At 61.4% G+C, this 19510-nt stretch carries 18 protein-coding genes; 9 read left to right on the top strand and 9 right to left on the bottom strand.

Annotated features, from left to right (window positions below; all coding sequences use genetic code 11):
• Nucleotides 1–52 precede the first annotated feature (52 nt).
• The 4 genes from INS80_RS15340 to INS80_RS15325 all read left to right on the top strand — a co-directional run bounded on the left by INS80_RS15340 (nt 53) and on the right by INS80_RS15325 (nt 3343).
• The gene (locus INS80_RS15340) at nt 53–295 is read left to right on the top strand and encodes a hypothetical protein (protein WP_192966462.1); all 243 of its coding nucleotides are present in this window, start codon (nt 53–55) and stop codon (nt 293–295) included.
• A gap of 178 nt (nt 296–473) precedes the next feature.
• Nucleotides 474–1316, top strand: coding sequence for a ferritin-like domain-containing protein (locus tag INS80_RS15335; RefSeq protein ID WP_192966461.1), 843 nt, complete (start codon nt 474–476; stop codon nt 1314–1316).
• Between the two features lie 187 nt (nt 1317–1503).
• Entirely contained in the window at nt 1504–2835 is a 1332-nt protein-coding gene (locus INS80_RS15330) for a DUF5930 domain-containing protein (RefSeq protein ID WP_192967302.1), read from the top strand.
• A complete protein-coding gene (locus tag INS80_RS15325; RefSeq protein ID WP_192966460.1) occupies nt 2825–3343 on the top strand; it encodes a bactofilin family protein in 519 nt (172 codons plus the stop codon). Before INS80_RS15330 ends, INS80_RS15325 begins: the two co-directional genes overlap by 11 nt.
• Nucleotides 3344–3524: 181 nt before the next feature.
• Here the strand turns inward: INS80_RS15325 and INS80_RS15320 are convergent, their stop codons facing one another.
• Entirely contained in the window at nt 3525–4073 is a 549-nt protein-coding gene (locus INS80_RS15320; RefSeq protein WP_192966459.1) for a peptidylprolyl isomerase, read from the bottom strand.
• A complete protein-coding gene (locus INS80_RS15315; protein ID WP_192966458.1) occupies nt 4066–4572 on the bottom strand; it encodes a peptidylprolyl isomerase in 507 nt (168 codons plus the stop codon). Before INS80_RS15315 ends, INS80_RS15320 begins: the two co-directional genes overlap by 8 nt.
• 139 nt (nt 4573–4711) lie before the next feature.
• Between INS80_RS15315 and INS80_RS15310 the strand changes: the two genes are divergently transcribed.
• Complete coding sequence (locus tag INS80_RS15310) at nt 4712–5905, top strand: phosphoglycerate kinase (RefSeq protein ID WP_192966457.1); 1194 nt, start codon at nt 4712–4714, stop codon at nt 5903–5905.
• Nucleotides 5906–5959: 54 nt separating this feature from the next.
• Here the strand turns inward: INS80_RS15310 and INS80_RS15305 are convergent, their stop codons facing one another.
• Entirely contained in the window at nt 5960–7609 is a 1650-nt protein-coding gene (locus tag INS80_RS15305) for an acyl-CoA dehydrogenase family protein (protein WP_226892638.1), read from the bottom strand.
• Nucleotides 7610–7852: 243 nt separating this feature from the next.
• On the opposite strand from INS80_RS15305, the gene INS80_RS15300 reads away from it, so the two are divergent.
• The 4 genes from INS80_RS15300 (at nt 7853) to INS80_RS15285 (ending at nt 12154) form a co-directional block, all read left to right on the top strand.
• Entirely contained in the window at nt 7853–8152 is a 300-nt protein-coding gene (locus INS80_RS15300; protein WP_192966456.1) for an FtsB family cell division protein, read from the top strand.
• A 256-nt stretch (nt 8153–8408) separates the two neighbouring features.
• Complete coding sequence (gene pdhA / locus INS80_RS15295; RefSeq protein WP_192966455.1) at nt 8409–9422, top strand: pyruvate dehydrogenase (acetyl-transferring) E1 component subunit alpha; 1014 nt, start codon at nt 8409–8411, stop codon at nt 9420–9422.
• A gap of 14 nt (nt 9423–9436) precedes the next feature.
• Nucleotides 9437–10810 carry a pyruvate dehydrogenase complex E1 component subunit beta gene (locus INS80_RS15290; protein ID WP_192966454.1) on the top strand — a complete coding sequence of 458 codons (1374 nt, stop codon included), beginning with the start codon at nt 9437–9439 and terminating at the stop codon, nt 10808–10810.
• A gap of 12 nt (nt 10811–10822) precedes the next feature.
• Nucleotides 10823–12154, top strand: a complete 1332-nt coding sequence (locus INS80_RS15285) for a pyruvate dehydrogenase complex dihydrolipoamide acetyltransferase (RefSeq protein WP_192966453.1) — start codon at nt 10823–10825, stop codon at nt 12152–12154.
• Nucleotides 12155–12241: 87 nt separating this feature from the next.
• On the opposite strand, the gene cysE is transcribed toward INS80_RS15285, so the two are convergent.
• The 6 genes from cysE to INS80_RS15255 all read right to left on the bottom strand — a co-directional run bounded on the left by cysE (nt 12242) and on the right by INS80_RS15255 (nt 19495).
• Nucleotides 12242–13051: a serine O-acetyltransferase gene (gene cysE, locus INS80_RS15280; protein ID WP_192966452.1), complete on the bottom strand. Its 810-nt coding sequence runs from the start codon at nt 13049–13051 to the stop codon at nt 12242–12244.
• A gap of 190 nt (nt 13052–13241) precedes the next feature.
• A complete protein-coding gene (locus tag INS80_RS15275) occupies nt 13242–13568 on the bottom strand; it encodes a DUF7742 family protein (protein ID WP_192966451.1) in 327 nt (108 codons plus the stop codon).
• Nucleotides 13565–17518, bottom strand: coding sequence for a baseplate multidomain protein megatron (locus INS80_RS15270; RefSeq protein WP_192966450.1), 3954 nt, complete (start codon nt 17516–17518; stop codon nt 13565–13567). Before INS80_RS15270 ends, INS80_RS15275 begins: the two co-directional genes overlap by 4 nt.
• Nucleotides 17518–17979 carry a C40 family peptidase gene (locus INS80_RS15265; RefSeq protein WP_192966449.1) on the bottom strand — a complete coding sequence of 154 codons (462 nt, stop codon included), beginning with the start codon at nt 17977–17979 and terminating at the stop codon, nt 17518–17520. The genes INS80_RS15270 and INS80_RS15265 overlap by 1 nt, the downstream gene beginning before the upstream one ends.
• Nucleotides 17976–18863 (bottom strand): phage/gene transfer agent baseplate hub protein, encoded by an 888-nt coding sequence (locus INS80_RS15260; protein ID WP_192966448.1) that lies wholly within the window; start codon nt 18861–18863, stop codon nt 17976–17978. Before INS80_RS15260 ends, INS80_RS15265 begins: the two co-directional genes overlap by 4 nt.
• Nucleotides 18863–19495 (bottom strand): DUF2460 domain-containing protein, encoded by a 633-nt coding sequence (locus INS80_RS15255; protein WP_192966447.1) that lies wholly within the window; start codon nt 19493–19495, stop codon nt 18863–18865. The genes INS80_RS15260 and INS80_RS15255 overlap by 1 nt, the downstream gene beginning before the upstream one ends.
• Nucleotides 19496–19510 lie beyond the last annotated feature (15 nt).

Raw genomic sequence — 19510 nt, 5'->3', positions numbered from 1 at the left:
GCCGGATGCCCACCCTAGGCGGCAGTCGATCAACCCGGCATGGATAATCGAAGTGAAGTTCACAGTAGAACTGGAAGATGAAAGCATTACAGACGGCTCTACTGCTGCGGTGCATCTGTTGTTGGATGGCGAAGCAATCGACCAATTAATTGCGGATCTGAAGCAATTAAGGGAAGCGGAACGTATGAAGAGTGTCCGTCTTTTCACAGAGGCCTTGGGCCCTGGCGAGTTGTCTTCCGAACAACAGTTACCAACTTCATCCATGATCAATCACCTGCGAATTTGGAAAATCTGATCGCCACCGAGACGCAAAACTCCCACGCCCGCGGAACAGGGCCAGTTGGCCATGCCCCTGGTGGCCTTGGGCCCGGCGCGCGGCGTTGCCACAACGCAGCCGGTTGCCAAACCCCGCCACACGGTGCAGGAACACATCCCGCACCCGATAAAGCCGCACCCGATGAAACGGAGCCGACATGAGCGACACTCCTCTTTCCCTTGCCGAAATGGCAACCGAGGTTCTGACAACTGCGGATGGCCGCCAGAAAACCGCCCTATCGCGCCGCCATGCCGCCAGTTGGTTTGCGGCCCGGCGCGACGAGGCCCCCGAAATACGAATCGGTAGAGCAAGCCCACCTCTGCAACCGGCCCGCCCCGACCGGCCCGAACTCCTCGATCCGCGCGATGTGCCAAAACGCAAGCCCGGATCCGAAGCGGGCCGCATCGCACTTTTACATGCGGTCGCTCATATCGAACTCAATGCCGTGGATCTTCACTGGGACATCATTGCGCGGTTCTCGCACGTCCCGATGCCCATGGGATTCTTTGACGACTGGGTAAAAGCGGCAGATGAGGAGTCCAAGCATTTCAACTTGATGTGCGACTGCCTTGAAAGCCTCGGCAGCCACTACGGCGCCCTGCCTGCTCATGCGGGCATGTGGCGTGCCGCGGAAGATACCGCAGAAGACCTCATGGGGCGCCTGGCTGTGGTTCCAATGGTTCTTGAAGCCCGCGGTCTGGATGTGACGCCCGGCATGATCGGGATATTTCGCAAGGCAAAGCTGACCGAGGCCGTGGACGCGCTCGAGACGATCTATGCCGAGGAAGTCGGTCACGTGGCCTATGGTTCAAAATGGTTTCACTTCCTGTGCGGGCGCGAGAACCTCGACCCCAAGGACGTGTTCCATGACTTGGTGCGTAAGTACTTCCACGGCGCCCTAAAGCCGCCCTTCAATGAAGAAAAGCGCGCCGAGGCGGGCCTGCCGCCGGATTTCTACTGGCCACTGACCGAGACCGGTGCCCAGCCCGCCGGGGGCTGACCGACGCGCACTTCCGGCAGATTTCCGCCAATCACCGGCCTTGAGCCCTGCAATTCCTTTCCAATTGGTCAACGGACTTGCCCAAATGGCACCCTAGAGCTATTCAAATGGGCCATGGCGCTCCGCTCAAGGGCCTGACCGGGTTCAAACAGCGCCAGACTTGATGGGATGGAACAAGGATCAGCACGTGCGCAGACGTCTGACTATTCGAATACACGCCTTTCTGGAGAGATACTTCCCCGAACGTCGCGTTTTTCTAAAATCGGATGACGACACCAGGTTCATTCGCCTGCGCCCGGAAACCCAACTCGCGGCCTTCATTGGCGTGACCCTGTTTGTTGGCTGGTCCGCCATTGCGACAGCCGTGGTACTGATGGACAGCATCGGCGCTGGCAATTTTCGGGAACAGGCGAAACGGGATCAGATCACGTACCGCGAGCGCCTGAATGCGATCTCCCAGGAACGAGACAGCCGCGCAGAAGAAGCCCTTGCCGCACAGAACCGCTTCAACGCCGCCCTTGCGCAGATCTCGGACATGCAGTCCGAACTGCTGGCCTCGGAAACCCGGCGCCGAGAACTTGAAACCGGGATCGAAGTCATCCAGGCCACTCTGCGCGAGACCATGAGCCAGCGCGATGCGGCGCGGTCCGAACTGGCCGAACTGCGCAAGGAGGCTGCTCAGGACAGCGGAACACAATCACTTGCATCCGTTGCTCCGGTGCAGATGGAGTTCCTGTCCAGCGCGCTGGCCGAAACCGCTGCAGAGCGTGACCAGGTGCGCGCCGACGCGCAATCCGCGCTCCAAGAGCGGGATTCGCTTGAAATGGAAATCAAGCTGATGGATGAGCGCAACAACCAGATCTTCCGTCAGCTGGAAGAGGCTGTGACGGTTTCGGTTGCCCCGCTTGACAAGATGTTCCGCAACGCAGGAATGCCACCCGACAGCATTCTGGAGCAGGTGCGGCGCGGCTACAACGGCCAGGGCGGGCCTCTAACCCCTTTGGCCTTGTCCACGCGTGGTGAGGAACCCACAGCCGAGGAACTGCGCGCCAACAAGATTCTCAATGAACTGGATCAGCTCAACCTCTACCGGATGGCGGCGCAGCAAGCGCCTTTTGCCACGCCTGTTAACCTTGGGCTGGTGCGTCAGACTTCCGGTTTTGGATATCGCCGCGATCCTAAAACAGGCGGACGCCGCTTGCACAAAGGATCGGACTTTGCCGGGCGGACCGGCACCGATATATATGCGACCGCTGACGGCGTTGTCACCCATGCGGGCTGGCAATCTGGCTATGGCAAGCTGGTGACGATCCGCCATGCTTTCGGCATTGAGACGAAATATGCCCATAACTCCAAACTCCGTGTGAAGGTCGGTCAAAGGGTCTCGCGCGGGGATCACATTGCTGATATGGGTAACACCGGACGGTCTACCGGGACCCACCTTCATTACGAGGTACGGGTCAACGGAAAACCGGTAAACCCTATGATCTACATCAAGGCTGCACGAAATGTTTTCTAAGAGCAAAATCAACGAGCCCGGGCCCAAGCAGGCCGATGCAACCCCTGCGTCAGCGACACCCAGCGCACCGCCCGCTGCACCGTCGAGCGAATTCAAGGCCTCCCCGCCCAAGGCCAAACCGCCGGCATCGCTCCTTAGCTCCGATCTGCACATCACCGGCAACCTGAAAACGACCGGCGACATCCAGGTCGAAGGCACCGTCGAAGGCGACATCCGTGCCCACCTGCTGACCATCGGTGAAAGCGCCACCATCAAAGGTGAAGTCACCGCCGATGATGTTGTGATCAACGGCCGCATTGTGGGCCGCGTGCGGGGCCTCAAGGTTCGCCTGACCTCCACTGCGCGTGTCGAGGGCGACATCATCCACAAGACGATCGCGATCGAAAGCGGCGCTCATTTCGAGGGCTCGGTGCAGCGTCAAGACGACCCGCTGAACCCAGGCGCCAAGAAGGCTGCGCCTGCAGCCGCGGCGGCCCCCGCCCCGGCGGCAGCAAAGGCAGAAAGCTAAGCAGGCGCTAGCCCATCAAAGGGTAACGGAAACAAGAAGCGCCGCATCTCTGCGGCGCTTTTCTTTTTTCGCAGACTTCACCCAAAGACAAAAACAGCAGGCAAAGAAAAACGCCCGCACAGACCATGCACGGGCGTTCCTGATAAAGGCACACCAAAGGCGCCTTTCTTTTCAAGGTAGGTCAGTCGGTCACGGTGACCTTTGTCATCACGTCAGGTTGCCCAACCACAGAGCCGTTTTGCCCGGTGCCGCGCTTGATGGCATCCACCACATCCATGCCTTCGGTCACCTTGCCAACGACCGTGTACTGGCCGTTCAGGAAGTGACCCGGTGCGAACATAATGAAGAACTGCGAGTTGGCGCTGTTGGGGTTCTGCGAGCGCGCCATGCCCACGACACCGCGATCATAGGGCACGTCCGAAAACTCGGCAGGAAGATCAGCGCGCTCTGAGCCGCCCATGCCAGCCATGCGCATGTCGGCACCCATTTTGCCGTATTGCACATCGCCGGTCTGCGCCATGAAGCCTTCGATCACACGGTGGAACACCACACCATCATACTGACCTTCGGCAGCCAAAGCGGTGATCTGCTCCACGTGTTTCGGGGCGACATCCTCATAGAGATCGATCTTGACGGTGCCATTGGCGCCCTCGCCTTCGATCTGGATTTCGAGGCCAGAGGCAAAGGCGGACCCGGCGACAAGGCTCAGAGCTGCTGCAAGCTTAAGCATCGGCGGCCACCTTGACGCTGATCATGCGATCGGGGCTTGCTGGCGGCTCACCCCGTGTGATGGCGTCCACGTGCTCCATGCCTTCGATGACGCGGCCATAGACGGTGTACTGGCCGTTCAGGAAGTGGTTGTCCTTGAAGTTGATGAAGAACTGCGAGTTGGCCGAATCCGGGTTGGCCGAGCGCGCCGCGCCCAGCGTGCCGCGGTCATGGGGCAGTTTGGAGAACTCGGCTGGAACGTTCGGCAGGCTGGAGCCGCCGGTGCCCGCCATGCGCAGGTTGAAACCGTCTTCCATATCGCCGTGCTGCACATCACCCGTCTGCGCCATGAAGCCGTCGATCACCCGGTGAAAGGCGACGTTGTCGTATTCACCGGCGCGGGCCAGTTCCTTCATGCGTTCGCTGTGCTTGGGCGCCACGTCGGGCAGCAGTTCGATCACTACGTTGCCGTCTTTCAGCTCGATGATGATGGTGTTTTCCGGGTCTTTGATCTCGGCCATCTGGCTCTCCTGTCGTCTATGCTTTGGCAGATACCTAAGGCCAGAGGCGCTGAATGCCAAGCGTGAGCATTGACTGCGAGCGCAAAAGCTCCGAAACAGCGGGAAAAGACATTTGCCAAAGACCAAAAGGAGCCTGAGCATGGGCTGGAATACCCTTGATGACATGGATCTCAGCGGCAAGCGCGTCCTGGTGCGCGTGGATATAAACGTGCCGATCGTGGACGGCGTCGTGACCGACTCCACCCGGATCCGCCGCATTGCCCCGACCGTGCGCGATATCCTTGATGCCGGAGGCAAGCCGATCCTTCTGGCCCATTTCGGTCGCCCCGGCGGAGAGCGCCGCGAGAACCTGTCGCTGAACCAGCTGATCCCGACGCTGGAGCGCGCCTTTGAAACACGCGTTCTCTTTGCCGCCGACTGTATCGGCCCCGGAGCCGAGGCCGCCGCCGCCGCGCTGCAACCGGGTGAAGTGCTGCTTCTGGAGAACACCCGCTTCCATGCGGCCGAAACCAAGAACGACCCCGAACTGGCCGCAGGCATGGCGCGTCTGGGCGATGTCTATTGCAACGATGCCTTCTCAGCCGCCCACCGCGCACACAGCTCTACCGAGGGTATCGCCCGCCTTCTGCCCGCCTGCGCAGGCCGCCTGATGCAGGCGGAACTCTCGGCGCTCGAAAGCGCTCTCGGCGCGCCGAGCCGTCCCGTGACTGCAGTCGTGGGGGGCGCCAAGGTTTCCACCAAGCTGGAGCTTTTGAGCAACCTCATCACCAAGGTCGACTACCTGGTGATCGGCGGCGGTATGGCCAATACATTCCTTGTGGCCAAGGGACATTCCGTCGGCAAATCCCTGGCCGAGCGGATCATGAAAGACACCGCAGCCGAGATCATTGCCAAGGCCGAAGGCGCAGGATGCCAGATCATCCTGCCGTCCGATGTGGTCGTCGCGGAAACCTTTGCGTCCCACGTCCCCTATCAGGTCCTGCCAGCGGATCAATGCCCCGAGAACGGCCTGATCCTCGATGCGGGCCCGGAAAGCGTCGCCAGGATCAATGACATTTTCGAACAGAGCCGTACCCTGATCTGGAACGGCCCGCTTGGCGCCTTTGAGATGGAGCCCTTTGATGCGGCCACCAATGCGACCGCGCTAAAGGCGGCGGCGCTGACACGCGCAGGCAAGCTGACCTCGGTGGCTGGCGGTGGTGACACGGTTGCGGCCCTTAATGCCTCGGGCGCGGCGCGCGACTTCACCTATATTTCCACAGCCGGTGGCGCCTTCCTTGAATGGATGGAAGGCAAGACCCTGCCCGGCGTGGCCGCCTTGGAACAAGGCTGACACCAAACCACATGGTGCCGGGCCCGGAGGCTCGGCACCGTTGCCTTCACGCCCTCACCCGGTGAGACGCTCGAGAATGGCTGTCTCATCCAGCCCCGATACAGATCCCGGAAGCGATCCGCGCATACCCGACAGGCGGCTAGTGACATAGCCTTCAGCCACAGCATTTGGCGCGGTATCCAGCAGGCTTGCAGCGGTCATCAGGGTTGCGAGGCTTTCTGCAAACCATCTTGCCTCACCCTCTGTCGGCAGGCCCGGCCAGCGCGCGCGATGCGCCTGCAGCGCTTCGTCATAGCGGCGATCCCCGCCGCGCACCCGATCCAGCATAGCGTTCAGGGCTTCTCCCGCGCGCGGCTCCCGCGCAAGACTGCGCAGGATATCAAGGCAGATGACGTTTCCCGATCCCTCCCAAATGCCGTTGAGCGGCGCCTCACGATAGAGCATCGGCATTGGCGTTTCTTCAATGTAGCCCATGCCACCCAACACCTCCATCGCCTCCCCGATCACAGGGATACAGCGCTTGTTGTTCAAGTATTTCGCTAGTGCCACACCGATCCGGGCCAAAGCACGGCTTTCTTCGTCCTGGCGATCAAAAGCTGCAGCCATGGCCATGCTCGAGGCGAGCGCGCCTTCAGCGTCCAAAGCCAAATCCGCAAGCACCGAGCGCATCAGCGGCTGGTCGATCAGCTTCTTCTGGAACACCGAACGCCCCTCGACCCACCAGGCGGCCTCGGCCAGGGCGGCACGCATCAAACCCGCCGGGGCCAGTGCCGTATCCAGTCGGGTGTGGTGGACCATCTCGATGATGGTTCGCACCCCGGCGCCCTCTTCGCCGAGGCGGTAGGCGAGCGCATCGACGTATTCGATCTCCGAACTGGCATTGGCCCGGTTGCCAAGCTTGTCTTTCAGGCGCTGCAGACGGATACCGTTGCGCTCCCCTTCCAGCCAGCGCGGCACCAGAAAACAGGTCAGGCCGCCTTCGGCATAGGCCAATGTCAGGAAGCCATCCGACATCGGCGCCGAGCAGAACCATTTGTGACCCGTCAGCCGGTAGTGTTGCCCATCGCGCACCGCGCGAGTGCTGTTGGCACGCACGTCCGATCCACCCTGTTTCTCAGTCATCGCCATGCCGAGGGTCACACCCTTTTTCTGCTCCACTCGTCGGGCCGAGCCGTCATATTCGGGGCTCAGAAGCCGCGGCACCCAGATTTCGGAAAGCGTCGCATCCGCCTGCAGCGCAGGCACGGCAGCATAGGTCATTGTCATCGGGCAGCAGACGCCCGGCTCGACCTGATTGAGCATATAGACATGGGCCGCGTGGGTCACATGACCGCCCGGCTTCCCACTCCAGGCGCTATGGGCATAGCCCTGTTCCTTGGCGGCAGACATGACCCGGTGATAGCCAGGGTTGAACTGCACCTCGTCCAGCCGATGCCCCGAGCGCGCAAAAAGTGTGAGCCGCGGCGGATCCCTGCGCGCATCCTCTGCCGCCTGCAGGATTTCCGCACTCCCGTAAAGCGCGCCTGCCTCGGCCAGAGCCGATCCGTCTCCACCGTGATGCGCGACCTGTTCGCGCAAAGCCCGATCCCCGTCCCAAAGGCACCAGGCAGTACGTGGCACGGGCTGGTTCTCCACCACATGTGTCCCAAGATCACCGCGTGGACCGCTTGCCTGCACTGGCGCAGGCATCGCATTCTTTTGCATCTTATCTCCTCCATACGTCGCAGGATCGTATCGACGCACCAAGCAGAGGCCATCCCCGCCGTGGCGTCACAGGGTGCGATTTCGTTGCGTTCAGGCCACAGGACCATAATCACAGCAGAAACTGACGCAATTAACCAATTTGGGGATTCACAGAGCGATTCGCTTGTGGCATAAACATGCCAGACATCGAAACAATCGGTGCAAAAACAATATCTTGAGCAGTAGCATACAGGCAATCTCAACGTGACCCGAAGCAACACGCCATCCCTTGGCGCATTCGTCTTCTTTTCCATCGCATTCGCGCTCAGCGCGTATTTTACCTTTGCGGCGGTGCAGGGCGATTTCGGGTTGTTCAGAAGGGTCGAGATCCAGGCAGAAGCCGAAGAGCTTCGCCGGGATCTCGCTCTGCTACAGCAAGACATCGACCAGATGGAAAACAAGACGCGCCGCCTGTCGGACGATTACCTCGATCTGGACCTTCTTGACCAGCAAGCCCGTTCCGTTCTTGGCATGCTGCGCGCGGATGAAATTGTCATCCACTAAACAGCCCACAATCACTCATGAAGATCCGATCACCTGACGCTCGCCGAAGCGTGAGATGACGCACCCTTGCCGCGCGCCACTTGGCGTGCAAATTTTAAGCATGCGTTTGGGGAACCGAGGGCGATTTCAAGGGTTTTATGCTGATTTTCTGCATCGCTCAGGCGCGGCATCAGAAAAGCACTCGCCACAGGCCAGAAAATCGCATATGAATTAGTTTAACGCTAAACTATCTGGCATTCAGGGGGAGTCCGCCACTATGGCCGCAAGGAAAACCACCAAGAAACCAAACGTTTCTGCCGAAGAGCTGACCAGCAATTACCGCGAGATGCTGCTGATCCGCCGATTCGAAGAAAAGGCCGGCCAGCTTTATGGAATGGGCCTGATCGGCGGCTTCTGCCACCTTTACATTGGCCAGGAAGCCGTCGTGGTGGGGTTGGAAGCTGCCGCCGAGGAAGGCGACAAGCGCATCACCTCTTACCGTGACCACGGCCATATGCTGGCCTGCGGCATGGACCCGGACGGCGTGATGGCCGAACTCACCGGTCGCGAAGGGGGCTACTCCAAGGGCAAGGGTGGCTCCATGCACATGTTCTCTAAAGAGAAGCACTTCTACGGTGGTCACGGCATCGTTGGCGCCCAGGTGCCGCTTGGTGCGGGCCTGGCCTTTGCGGACAAATATAAGGACAACGGACGCGTGACCTTTGCCTACTTTGGCGACGGCGCCGCGAACCAGGGCCAGATCTACGAGACCTTCAACATGGCCGCGCTCTGGCAGCTGCCGGTGATCTTTGTGATCGAGAACAACCAGTACGCCATGGGCACCGCCCAGGCACGCTCTACCTCTACGCCCGAACTCTTCACCCGTGGCGAGGCCTTTGGCATCCCCGGTGAAGCCGTTGACGGCATGAACGTCTTGACCGTGAAAGACGCAGGAGAACGCGCCGTTGCCCACTGCCGCGCAGGCAAGGGGCCGTACATTCTTGAGGTCAAGACCTATCGCTATCGCGGTCACTCCATGTCCGATCCGGCAAAGTACCGCACCCGCGAAGAGGTGCAGAAGATGCGCAGCGAACGCGATCCGATCGAACAGGTTCGCGAGATGCTCCTGGCCGGCAAGCATGCCACCGAGGATGACCTGAAAGCGATCGACAAGGAGATCAAGGACATCGTCAACAAGTCGGCGGATTTCTCGAAGGAAAGCCCAGAGCCCCATCTCGATGAGCTTTGGACCGATATCTACGCCGAAACCATTCCGCAGCAAAGCGCCTGAGGGGACCCAATATCATGGCAACTGAAATTCTGATGCCCGCCCTGTCGCCAACCATGGAGGAAGGCACGCTGGCCAAATGGCTGGTCAAGGAAGGCGATACCGTAAACTCTGGCGATATTCTCGCCGAAATCGAAACCGACAAGGCCACGATGGAATTCGAGGCTGTGGACGAAGGCGTGATCGGTAAGATCCTGATCGCCGAAGGCACTGAAGGCGTGAAGGTCAACACCGCCATCGCCATGCTTCTGGCAGAGGGCGAAAGCGCAGATGATGTTGCCGCTGCGCCCGCAACCAAGGAAGCGCCGACCGCAGAGGCACCTTCGGCGCCCGCTCCGGCCACCGCTGCTGCCGCACCTCAAGAGGCCCCTGAAGTGGATGAAACACCCGATTGGCCCGAAGGCACCGTGCTCAAGCAACAGACCGTGCGCGAAGCGCTGCGCGATGCCATGGCTGAGGAAATGCGCAGGACCGAAGAGGTCTACCTGATGGGCGAGGAAGTCGCCGAATACCAGGGTGCTTACAAGATCTCCCAAGGGCTGCTGGACGAATTTGGCGCCAAGCGCGTCATCGATACCCCCATTACCGAGCACGGTTTCGCCGGGATCGCGGTGGGTTCTGCCTTTGGCGGCCTTCATCCGATCGTGGAGTTCATGACCTTCAACTTCGCAATGCAGGCGATTGACCAGATCATCAACTCGGCTGCAAAGACACTCTATATGTCTGGCGGTCAGATGGGCTGCCCCATCGTCTTCCGCGGCCCCAATGGCGCGGCGGCCCGCGTCGGCGCCCAACACAGCCAGGACTACGCCGCGTGGTACATGCAGATCCCCGGCCTCAAGGTGGCCATGCCCTATTCCGCCTCTGACGCCAAGGGCCTGCTGAAATCGGCAATCCGCGACCCCAATCCGGTGATCTTCCTTGAAAACGAGATCCTTTATGGTCGCTCCTTTGATGTGCCGGATGTGGACGACTACACCGTGCCCTTTGGCAAGGCCCGCATCTGGCGCGAGGGCAGTGATGTCACCATCGTCTCCTTCGGGATCGGCATGACCTATGCTTTGGAAGCAGCAGACAAGCTGGCCGAAGAGGGGATCTCGGCCGAGGTCATCGACCTGCGCACCCTGCGCCCGATGGACCTGCCGACAGTGATCAAATCGGTGATGAAGACCAACCGGCTTGTGACGGTCGAAGAGGGCTGGCCGCAAGGGTCGGTCGGCAGCTACATCGCCTCCGAGGTGATGCAGCAAGCGTTTGACTATCTCGATGCGCCCGTGGTCACCTGCACCGGCAAGGACGTGCCTATGCCCTATGCCGCCAACCTCGAAAAACACGCGCTGGTCACCACGGATGAGGTGATCGCAGCTGTGAAACAAGTCACCTACCGGTAAGGAGAGACAGCGATGCCGACAGAAATCCTGATGCCCGCCCTCTCTCCCACGATGGAGGAAGGCACCCTTGCCAAATGGCTGGTCAAGGAAGGCGACACCGTCTCCTCTGGCGACCTGCTGGCCGAGATCGAAACCGACAAGGCGACCATGGAGTTTGAAGCCGTGGACGAAGGCGTCATCGGCAAGATCCTGGTGGCCGAAGGCACCGAAGGGGTAAAGGTCAACAGCCCCATCGCTGTGCTCTTGGCCGATGGCGAAAGCGCCGATGATGTGGCCGCAGCGCCTGCCCCGAAACCGGAAGCCGCGCAGGACACTGCACAGGCGGCTGACGCGGGTGACAAGGCGGCCCCCGCAGGGGGCTCCGCGTCGCCCGCATCCCCTGCCCCGGCCGCGCCTGTCGCTGCGGATGGCAATCGCATCTTTGCCTCCCCCCTGGCCCGGCGCATTGCGGCGGACAAGGGACTGGATCTGGCCAGCATTGCAGGCTCAGGCCCGCGTGGACGTATCATCAAGTCGGACGTGGAAAACGCTACCGCAGCGCCCAAAGAGCCTGCGGCACTCGCCCCGACTGCAAGCGCTGCCCCCGCCGCAGCGGCCCCTGCCCCGGCCACGGGCCCATCGGCCGATATGGTGGCCAAGATGTACGAGGGACGCGCGTACGAAGAGGTCAAGCTCGACGGTATGCGCAAGACCATCGCAGCGCGCTTGTCCGAAGCCAAGCAGACCATCCCGCACTTCTACCTGCGCCGCGACATCCAGCTTGACGCGCTTCTGGCCTTCCGCAGCCAGCTCAACAAACAGCTGGAAGGGCGCGGCGTAAAGCTGTCGGTCAACGACTTTATCATCAAGGCAGTTGCCAACGCGCTGCAAGCCGTGCCCGAGGCCAATGCCGTCTGGGCGGGGGACCGGGTGCTGCAGATGAAGGCCTCGGATGTCGCGGTCGCCGTTGCCATCGAAGGTGGGCTGTTTACGCCGGTACTTCAGGATGCGGACGTGAAGTCCCTTTCGGCGCTATCAACCGAGATGAAAGACCTCGCCGCCCGCGCCCGCGACCGCAAGCTCGCCCCACATGAGTATCAGGGCGGTGCTTTTGCCATCTCCAACCTTGGCATGTTCGGCATCGACAATTTCGATGCTATCGTGAACCCGCCGCACTCCGGGATCCTCGCGGTCGGCGCGGGCAGCAAGAAGCCCGTGGTCGGCGCCGATGGCGAGCTGAAGGTCGCAACCGTCATGAGCGTCACAATGTCAGTCGATCACCGGGTCATCGACGGCGCCCTTGGCGCAAACCTCTTGGCGGCGATCGTCGAGAACCTGGAGAACCCGATGGTCATGCTGGCTTAAGGCCGTCCCGACCCAAGACACAAGACAAACGAAAGGCGGTCTCCGGTTTGGGGACCGCCTTTTCTTTGATCTGTTGTGCTCTGCCGCTCAGCCCTCGTGGGAAAGAACCTGGTTCATGCTTACCGCAGGCTGGGCGCAACCGGCCTCTCCGACGATCCGTGCGGGCACTCCTGCAACCGTCTTGCAGGGCGGGACGTCTTCCAGCACGACCGAACCTGCCGCGATACGGCTGCAGTGACCGATCCTGATGTTGCCCAGAACCTTGGCGCCGGCGCCGATCAGCACCCCATCCTCGATCTTGGGGTGACGGTCTTCCTCTTCCTTGCCGGTGCCGCCAAGGGTGACGGAATGCAGCATGGAAACGTTGTCTCCAACCACCGCCGTTTCACCGATGACTATGGAATGCGCGTGGTCGATCATGATGCCCTGACCGATGCGCGCTGCCGGATGGATATCCACGCCAAAAATCTCGGAAATGCGCATCTGGAAAAAATACGACAGATCGTAGTCGCCCTGGCTCCACAGCCAATGACCTACGCGGTAGGCCTGAACCGCCTGGTAGCCCTTGAAGTACAGGATCGGTTGCAACAGACGGTGGCAGGCCGGGTCGCGCTCGTAGACCGCCATGAGGTCGGCGCGCGCGGCAGCAACCAGTGCAGGGTCCGCCTCATAAGCGGACTCGACGATCTCCCGCAGGATCACCATCGACATCTCATTGGAGCACAGCTTTGCTGCGATCCGGTAGGACAGCGCCTTTTCGATCGTTGGGTGGTGAAGGATACAGGCATGGATCAAACCGCCCATGAGGGGCTGCTTTTCGACAGCCTCTTGCGCCTCTGTGGCGATCCGGTCCCAGACAGGATCCAGCGGGGTCACGGCTTTGCGGGTTTTGATCATGGCATTACATCCTCTGCTGCCCTCAGGATATGTACCTAACCCAGAAATCACAAAACGCAAATTTGTGAAGTAAGATATTTCTAGCCATGATACGACGCAGCCAAAAGGAGCAGCCGCGCCGTGCGGCAGCGCGGCGCCCGGCCCAACGGGAGCGCTTCCCTGTTTCAGGGCTGCGCGGAAGGTCCACCTCTCAAGGCTTTTGAGGATCCTCTGCACATCCGACCCCGCCCGCCATGGCGAGCCGCCGCTCCATCTCCAGCAGCACCATAATCGTGCAACACAGATAGTCCGTGTGATCAAACGTTGGCTCATCGGCCAGCTCATAGCGACGCGCGGCTGCCTCAAGTCCGCCGTTTCCCCATTCCGGATGCAAGCAGCCCGCACGCCTGTCCAGCTCCAGAGCGGCTTGTGCTCCCTCGAAAATGGCCGTCAGAACGGCGCCTCTCTGACCGCAGGGCGCCGCAAGAAGAGCGCGGGCCACTGTCGAGACATCCCCCGGCAGAATGGGTCGCCTCATTCCAGAACGGCCCTCGCCGCAAAGCCTGCCCCAAAACGATCCGACAGTTGCGCAACTTCGAACATATCCCCGGGCATGACTGTATCGACCGCTTGCATAGCCAAATCGTATGCCCAGGCGCTTTGGGTTGTGATGTCTTCGCGCAACAGGGTCTGACCGCGCAGAATACGAACCCTGTACTGTTCACGCGCCTCGCCAAGGGGCACATCCGGCAGATCCCAGCTGTCCCCTTCGATCCGGGTGCGACGAATCCAGCTCACCGCGACATCGGCGCCCAGCGCGCCGCTGAGCCGCAGATGAACCGGCGCATAGGGTCGCAATCCGTTGCCATCAAAGGCTTCAATCCGATGGACATAACTTGGATCTTCATAACCCCGACGTGCCGGGCCAATAAGGTAATGGCGCGCAATCCGCCTCTGGTCGAGTGGCAGGTCCAGTTGCTGAGGCGTTCCGTCCAGCAGAACCACAAAGGAACCTTCCGGCCAGACCTCTGGCATCAGCCCGTCACTACCAAGTTGCCCGCGCAAACGTCCGCGCAGCAGATAGGTATTCGGCGCGACCAGCTCAGCTTCGCGGAACTGGATGATCTCCCAGTTTCCATTGCTCCCGTCGCCAATGGCCAAGGCATTCGCCCCATTGAGTACGGCCAGACTGTCGCGCGCCTCCAGGCTCCCAGAGATCAGGCGCAGCTGCAAGTCCGCGCCTCGATCCCAGCGCCCCAAGGGCCCCGCCGGAAGCGGCGTTTCGGTCACACCCACGATGGATCGCGCGGCTATGATCTCTTCCAGCGCATATCCCTCATCCGACGGGGCGCCATAGACAGCCACGGTTCCCGGCCAAGGATCAGCCGTCACGGCAAGATGGGGAGCATGGGGGACTTCATCTCCGGTCAGCAAGGGCAAATCCATAAAGAAGGGCGCCACGGGAGTTGGCGCGACAAAGGCGCTGGCGCGGGGCAGGTCTTCAGGCACGTCAGCGGGTTCATAGGCACCGGGATCGATCCGGACCGCCTCAACCATTTGCGCCTCGGCCATTTCGATCCGGTCCAGCCGGAACAGCGCGCGAGCTGGGTGTTTCCCATCCTGTTCCGTGCCCATAGGACCGATGGCAGGCAGTGCGACAACGTCTCCAACACGAATCCCCAGCAGCGAGGGTGGCAGCACGAACCTGGCCGTATCCCGCGCGATCCTGGCCTCAATGAGCCAGCGGTCCACGGTCTGACGCGCTTCGGCCCGGGTCAGCACCAGCGCCAGATCGTTCTGGCTGACGGCACGGGTGGCATCATCCGGTAGGATCGCCTCTTCAGAAGCCAGATCATAGCGCGCGCCCCACTCTGGGAACCGCAGACGTACGCGACCGGCCAGTTCCGCCTCGCCTGCGCGTATCTGGTTCAGGCCACCCTCAACCTCGCTGCTATCCACCAGAACTTCCAGGTCTAAACCTTGGACATCGCGCCCGGTGCGCTGGCGAAACCGCAACAAGCCGTCTTGCTCAATCGCATCGAACCCGTGCCGCAGCATCAAGGGCTGCAGGGAGGCGCGTGCGTCTTCTAAGCTTTCAAGGGCATACCCATGCACAATTCCATAAAGAGCACTCGTGTCGATATCTGCTAGCCCGGAGCGGTTGCACAGCTCACCAACCACCGAAGCCAGGCTGCGTTGCCCGACCCGCCCGTTGAGCCAATGACCACGCAGGTAGTTATTGCCATCGCTCCACACCTCCACTTCATTCGGAAAGGCTGGAAAGGGTCGCGCGTCCCAGGCCCAGACATAGGCGTTGGTCATATCCACCATGGGCGCATCATATTCCGGCGAGGTCGGGTTATTTGTCGGATCGCTCCAATAGCCAAGCATCGCCCGCAGGTATTGTCGCTGAATCAGATCGTCCCGCTGCCCGTTCGAATATTTCGGCAGTCTGGATTCCGAGCTTTTGGGGTCAAGGAACTTATTCGGCTGATTGGTGCCCCCGTCTATGGCGGCGCAGCCCAGTTCGGTGAACCAGATCGGTTTGCTCTGCGGCTCCCACGCCGTGGGAGCAGCCTGTCGCACGCCGCCGATGCGCTCGTGATGGGTATTGGCCCACCAGTTGCGAATATCCTTGTAGCGCCAGACCCAGGTCTCGTCATGGGCGTCATTGGTGATAGGCGTGCGGATCTGGGCCGCTTCAGCCTCGGGCGAATGGTAAAACCAGTCGTATCCCTCGCCGCCTTCGATATTACGGCGCAGATACTCAAGATCATAGATCGCAGGCACACCTGCCGCCGCATCCAGATGGTTCTCGCTCTGGCGCCAGTCTGAAAGGGGCATGTAGTTGTCGATCCCGATGAAGTCTATCTGCGGGTCCGCCCACAGCGGGTCGAGATGGAAATACCGGTTCCCGTCGGGGCTGGTATAGCCCCTGTATTCCGACCAATCCGCCGCATAGCCGATCTTGACCTGCGGTCCGAGAATCTGCCGCACCTCGGCTGCCAAATCCCGCAAGGCTTCTACCGCAGGAAACCCACTGGCGCCACGAATCTGCGTGAGGCCGCGCATTTCAGAGCTGATGCAAAAGGCCTCGACCCCGCCCGCTGCGGCACAAAGGGCGGCATTGTGCAGGATGAAGCGCCGTAGCCCCCAGTCCTCGGGGCCTGCATAATTGACCGAGCCGTTTGAAACCACGAAATCTGACGCCTGTGCGGTCCCCATGAAAGCGGCCACCTGCGCATCGGCAGCCGCGCTCTGGTCCGGTGAGCCGCTGCGTCCGGGCGCGGTCGACAGCGTGATCCTCCCCCGCCAGGGAAGATGCGGCTGATCGGCGCTGTTGCTCCAGGGGTCGGGGAGACCATTGCCTTCGGGCTGTTCCATCAGGATGAACGGATAAAACATCACCCGGCGCCCCTGATCGCGCATGGCCTGGATCGCCTCGATCACTGCAGCATCTGCCGGCGTGCCACCAAAGACCGGCGAGTCTTCGCTGTTCTTCAAAACCTCTTCGGCTGTTGCGCGGGTCAACCCAGAGACACGCCAGGGCATGCTGACCCCGTCAGCGCGCTTTTGTTCCACCTTGGGCCTAATCTGGCATTCCCCGCAGGGTAGATCATCCCCGAACCAGGACACGACCAAGGAGGCCGCATCACAGGCCGGGAGTTCCTCGTCCAAAGCCGCCAAAGATGTCAAAAGATCCGTTTGCCCCGAGGGCGTATGCGTATTGGCGGCGCGTATATCGCCAAGCCCGCCGGAATAATTAACCGGACTGGCTGCAAGGCTGTACTCTCCGGTCCCCGGCATCAGCGCGACACCGCGCACAAGCTGGCTTGGATCGTCCGCATACTCTGGGCCACCGGGCTGTTCTGCACGGATCACCTCGAATGAGAACTGCGGCACCCGGTTGCCAAAGCGCTCGAGCTGAATGTTCTCCATCACCACATAGGCGGTTCCCCGGTAGGCTGGTACCCGCCCCGCGCCCTCGACCGCCTCCATCAGCGGATCGGGCGCCTGATCGGGCGTGCCTCGATAGACCGTCATATTTAGATCTAGCGGCGAGACTTCTTCCCCATCGGCCCAGATGCGGGCGACCGAAGTAATCTCACCCTCGCACAGGGCTATCGCCACCGACACCGAGTAGCTGTAGCGGGTGACGGTGGGCTGACGCGGCGCCCCTTTCCCGCCCCCGCCGGTGGTCTGGCTGGTTTCCAGAAACTGCGTGGACCAGATCACCTGACCGCCGACACGGGTGCGGCCAAAGACCTGTGCGATGGGTTCACCTTCGCTGGCCTTGGTCAGTCGGAACTGATTGACCCTGCCGGTCTCCACCGGATCCGATCCGGCCCCGAACAGGCGCTCATCGACGGCCCGCCCCAAGGTTGCCCCGATGGCGCGCCGGATCACGACAGAAGACAAGCCCGCCACAGTGCCACCGACAGCCCCGCCAATTGCGGCGCCCGCCGCGGAAAGAAGAATAGTTGCCATCAGAGCCCCTCTTGCGGGAATGCAAATCGCGCCACGATCCGGCGCCGCCAGGGGGTGCTGAGCGCGCACTCCACAACGCCCCGCCCCGCATAGGCATGGATGAAGCGCGGCAGTGCTCCGCCGCCCTCAGGTCCCGAGCCGAGCCAGGACTGGACGCCAAGATGTTTTGCCACAGATCCCGCCCGCATGCGGAACAGCAGCACATCACCAAGCGATGCTTGGTGCAGGGGCTTGGGGTGCAGATGCCTGCGCGCGCCTTGCCACAGCCGCTCCTGTCCCTGCGGTTCGGACCAGTCCATCGTGTAGGACGGCAGGGCTTTTGGCTCATCCCCACCCAGTTCGCGCCAGATTCCCCGGATCAGTCCAAGACAATCACAACCAGCGCCGCGGCAGCTGGCCTGATGCACATAGGGCGTCCCCAGCCACAAGCGCGCTCTTGCAACAACCGCGCCCCCTGTCATCGGCGGCTTCCGCCTGTGTTGATCCCGGAGGATCTTGGGACCGACATCACCCAGTCTTCGCCCGGGATATCCGGGAAGCCCTGGTAGTTCAGAAGGTTGTTGTACTTCAGACGGCAGGTTTCCATCCTCTTGTCGCAGCCCGCCTCGAGACGGACCATATCACCAGGGGCTATGGCGGCGCGCAAAGCTTCCCACAGCACGATCCGGCGCTGCTGCCCCTCGCTGCGATCCTGCTTGATCGCGCTCCACAATCCCTTGGCTACCCCGTTCAACACGGTCAGGCGGCCGCGCGTGAACCACTCCTGTTCAAACCCAGACAGATCGTCCCAGAAGAAATCCCGGCCCTCTTCGCTGCGCTCTACCGCGCGCTCTTCGGCATAGCCGGGCGTGTTCAGGTCGAAACCACAGTGCGTATCCCCCAGCACGGCAGTGCAGGGCTTTTGATAGATCCGTCCCAGAGGCTGGTTCAGCGCTTCGCTCAGCCCGCGCAGCTCAGCCTCGAATGCGCCGCCTGCGCGCCGCAGCTCCCCTATGGAGCCGCGAAACTGCAGCCAGCGCACCGAGATGTCCTGCCAGTTCACGAGCCAGCAGCGCACATCAGCGCCATCAAACCGGCCCGCCGCAATCTCATCCTCCCGGATTGCTGCATCCGAAAGCGCCCCAAGCGCCTCCGTGTTGTCCACCGCCAGCCCCGTGGCTTGCTGCAAAGCGCGGGCCGTTAGACCGCTGCCAGCCTTGAACGAGAGGCCCTCAAACGTCAGATCCCGGTCGTGGTCAGTAAAGCCAAAGGCCTGACCATCCTTCCGGGTCAAAGCCCAGGCCCGACACAGGCTGGTCAGCCCCGTGGCGACATGATCGAGAAAAGGCTGTGCAGGACCCGGCATCAGACTCGCACCTCGACAATGGGCACGGTAGGCACATCCCCCGCCTTGAAGGAGGCCACGCTGGTCTGGATCTGATCAGTATCAAAGCGCACCGGCACATCAAATTCAAAACCGGCGACCACCTGAAGGCCCGCCTCGGGCGGGTAGACAAGCGTGATCAACCCGGTGACTATATCAAGGGCATAGTCGACACTTTCGCGCAGTTCCTCCTGCTCGATGCCAATGCGAACGGACCCCGCGACCGGTTTGGCGATTGGGCGCCGATAGAGCGTCTCACCCGAGCGATAGGACTTTGCCAGTTGAAAAACGGTCGTTGCCCCGTCGCCTAGCCCGATCACCTCGTCCCGGTAATCGACATCTGCTGTGGCGCGCGCGGATTTGTAGTCAGACCAATCCTTCCAGCGAAAGCCGTACATCTGGCCCTGACGCGCCTCGAAAAAGGCGATCAGAACCTCCACATCGTCCAGTGAACGCAGGCCCAAGCCCGCATCATAGCGCCTGCGCGAGTGCGCCCAGGGCGTGTTACGTTCCTCGTGACCATTGGCCAGCGTCACGATATCGGTGCGCCGCTGGGGACCTCCGACAGATCCAAAGCTGAGCGATGCCGGAAACCGGATTTCATGGAAGCTCATCGCAAAATCTCCCTG

This window comes from Phycobacter azelaicus, from assembly GCF_014884385.1.
Lineage (GTDB): Bacteria > Pseudomonadota > Alphaproteobacteria > Rhodobacterales > Rhodobacteraceae > Phycobacter > Phycobacter azelaicus.
Note: the sequence above shows the minus strand (reverse complement) of the source record. Positions and strands in the feature narration are given on the sequence as shown.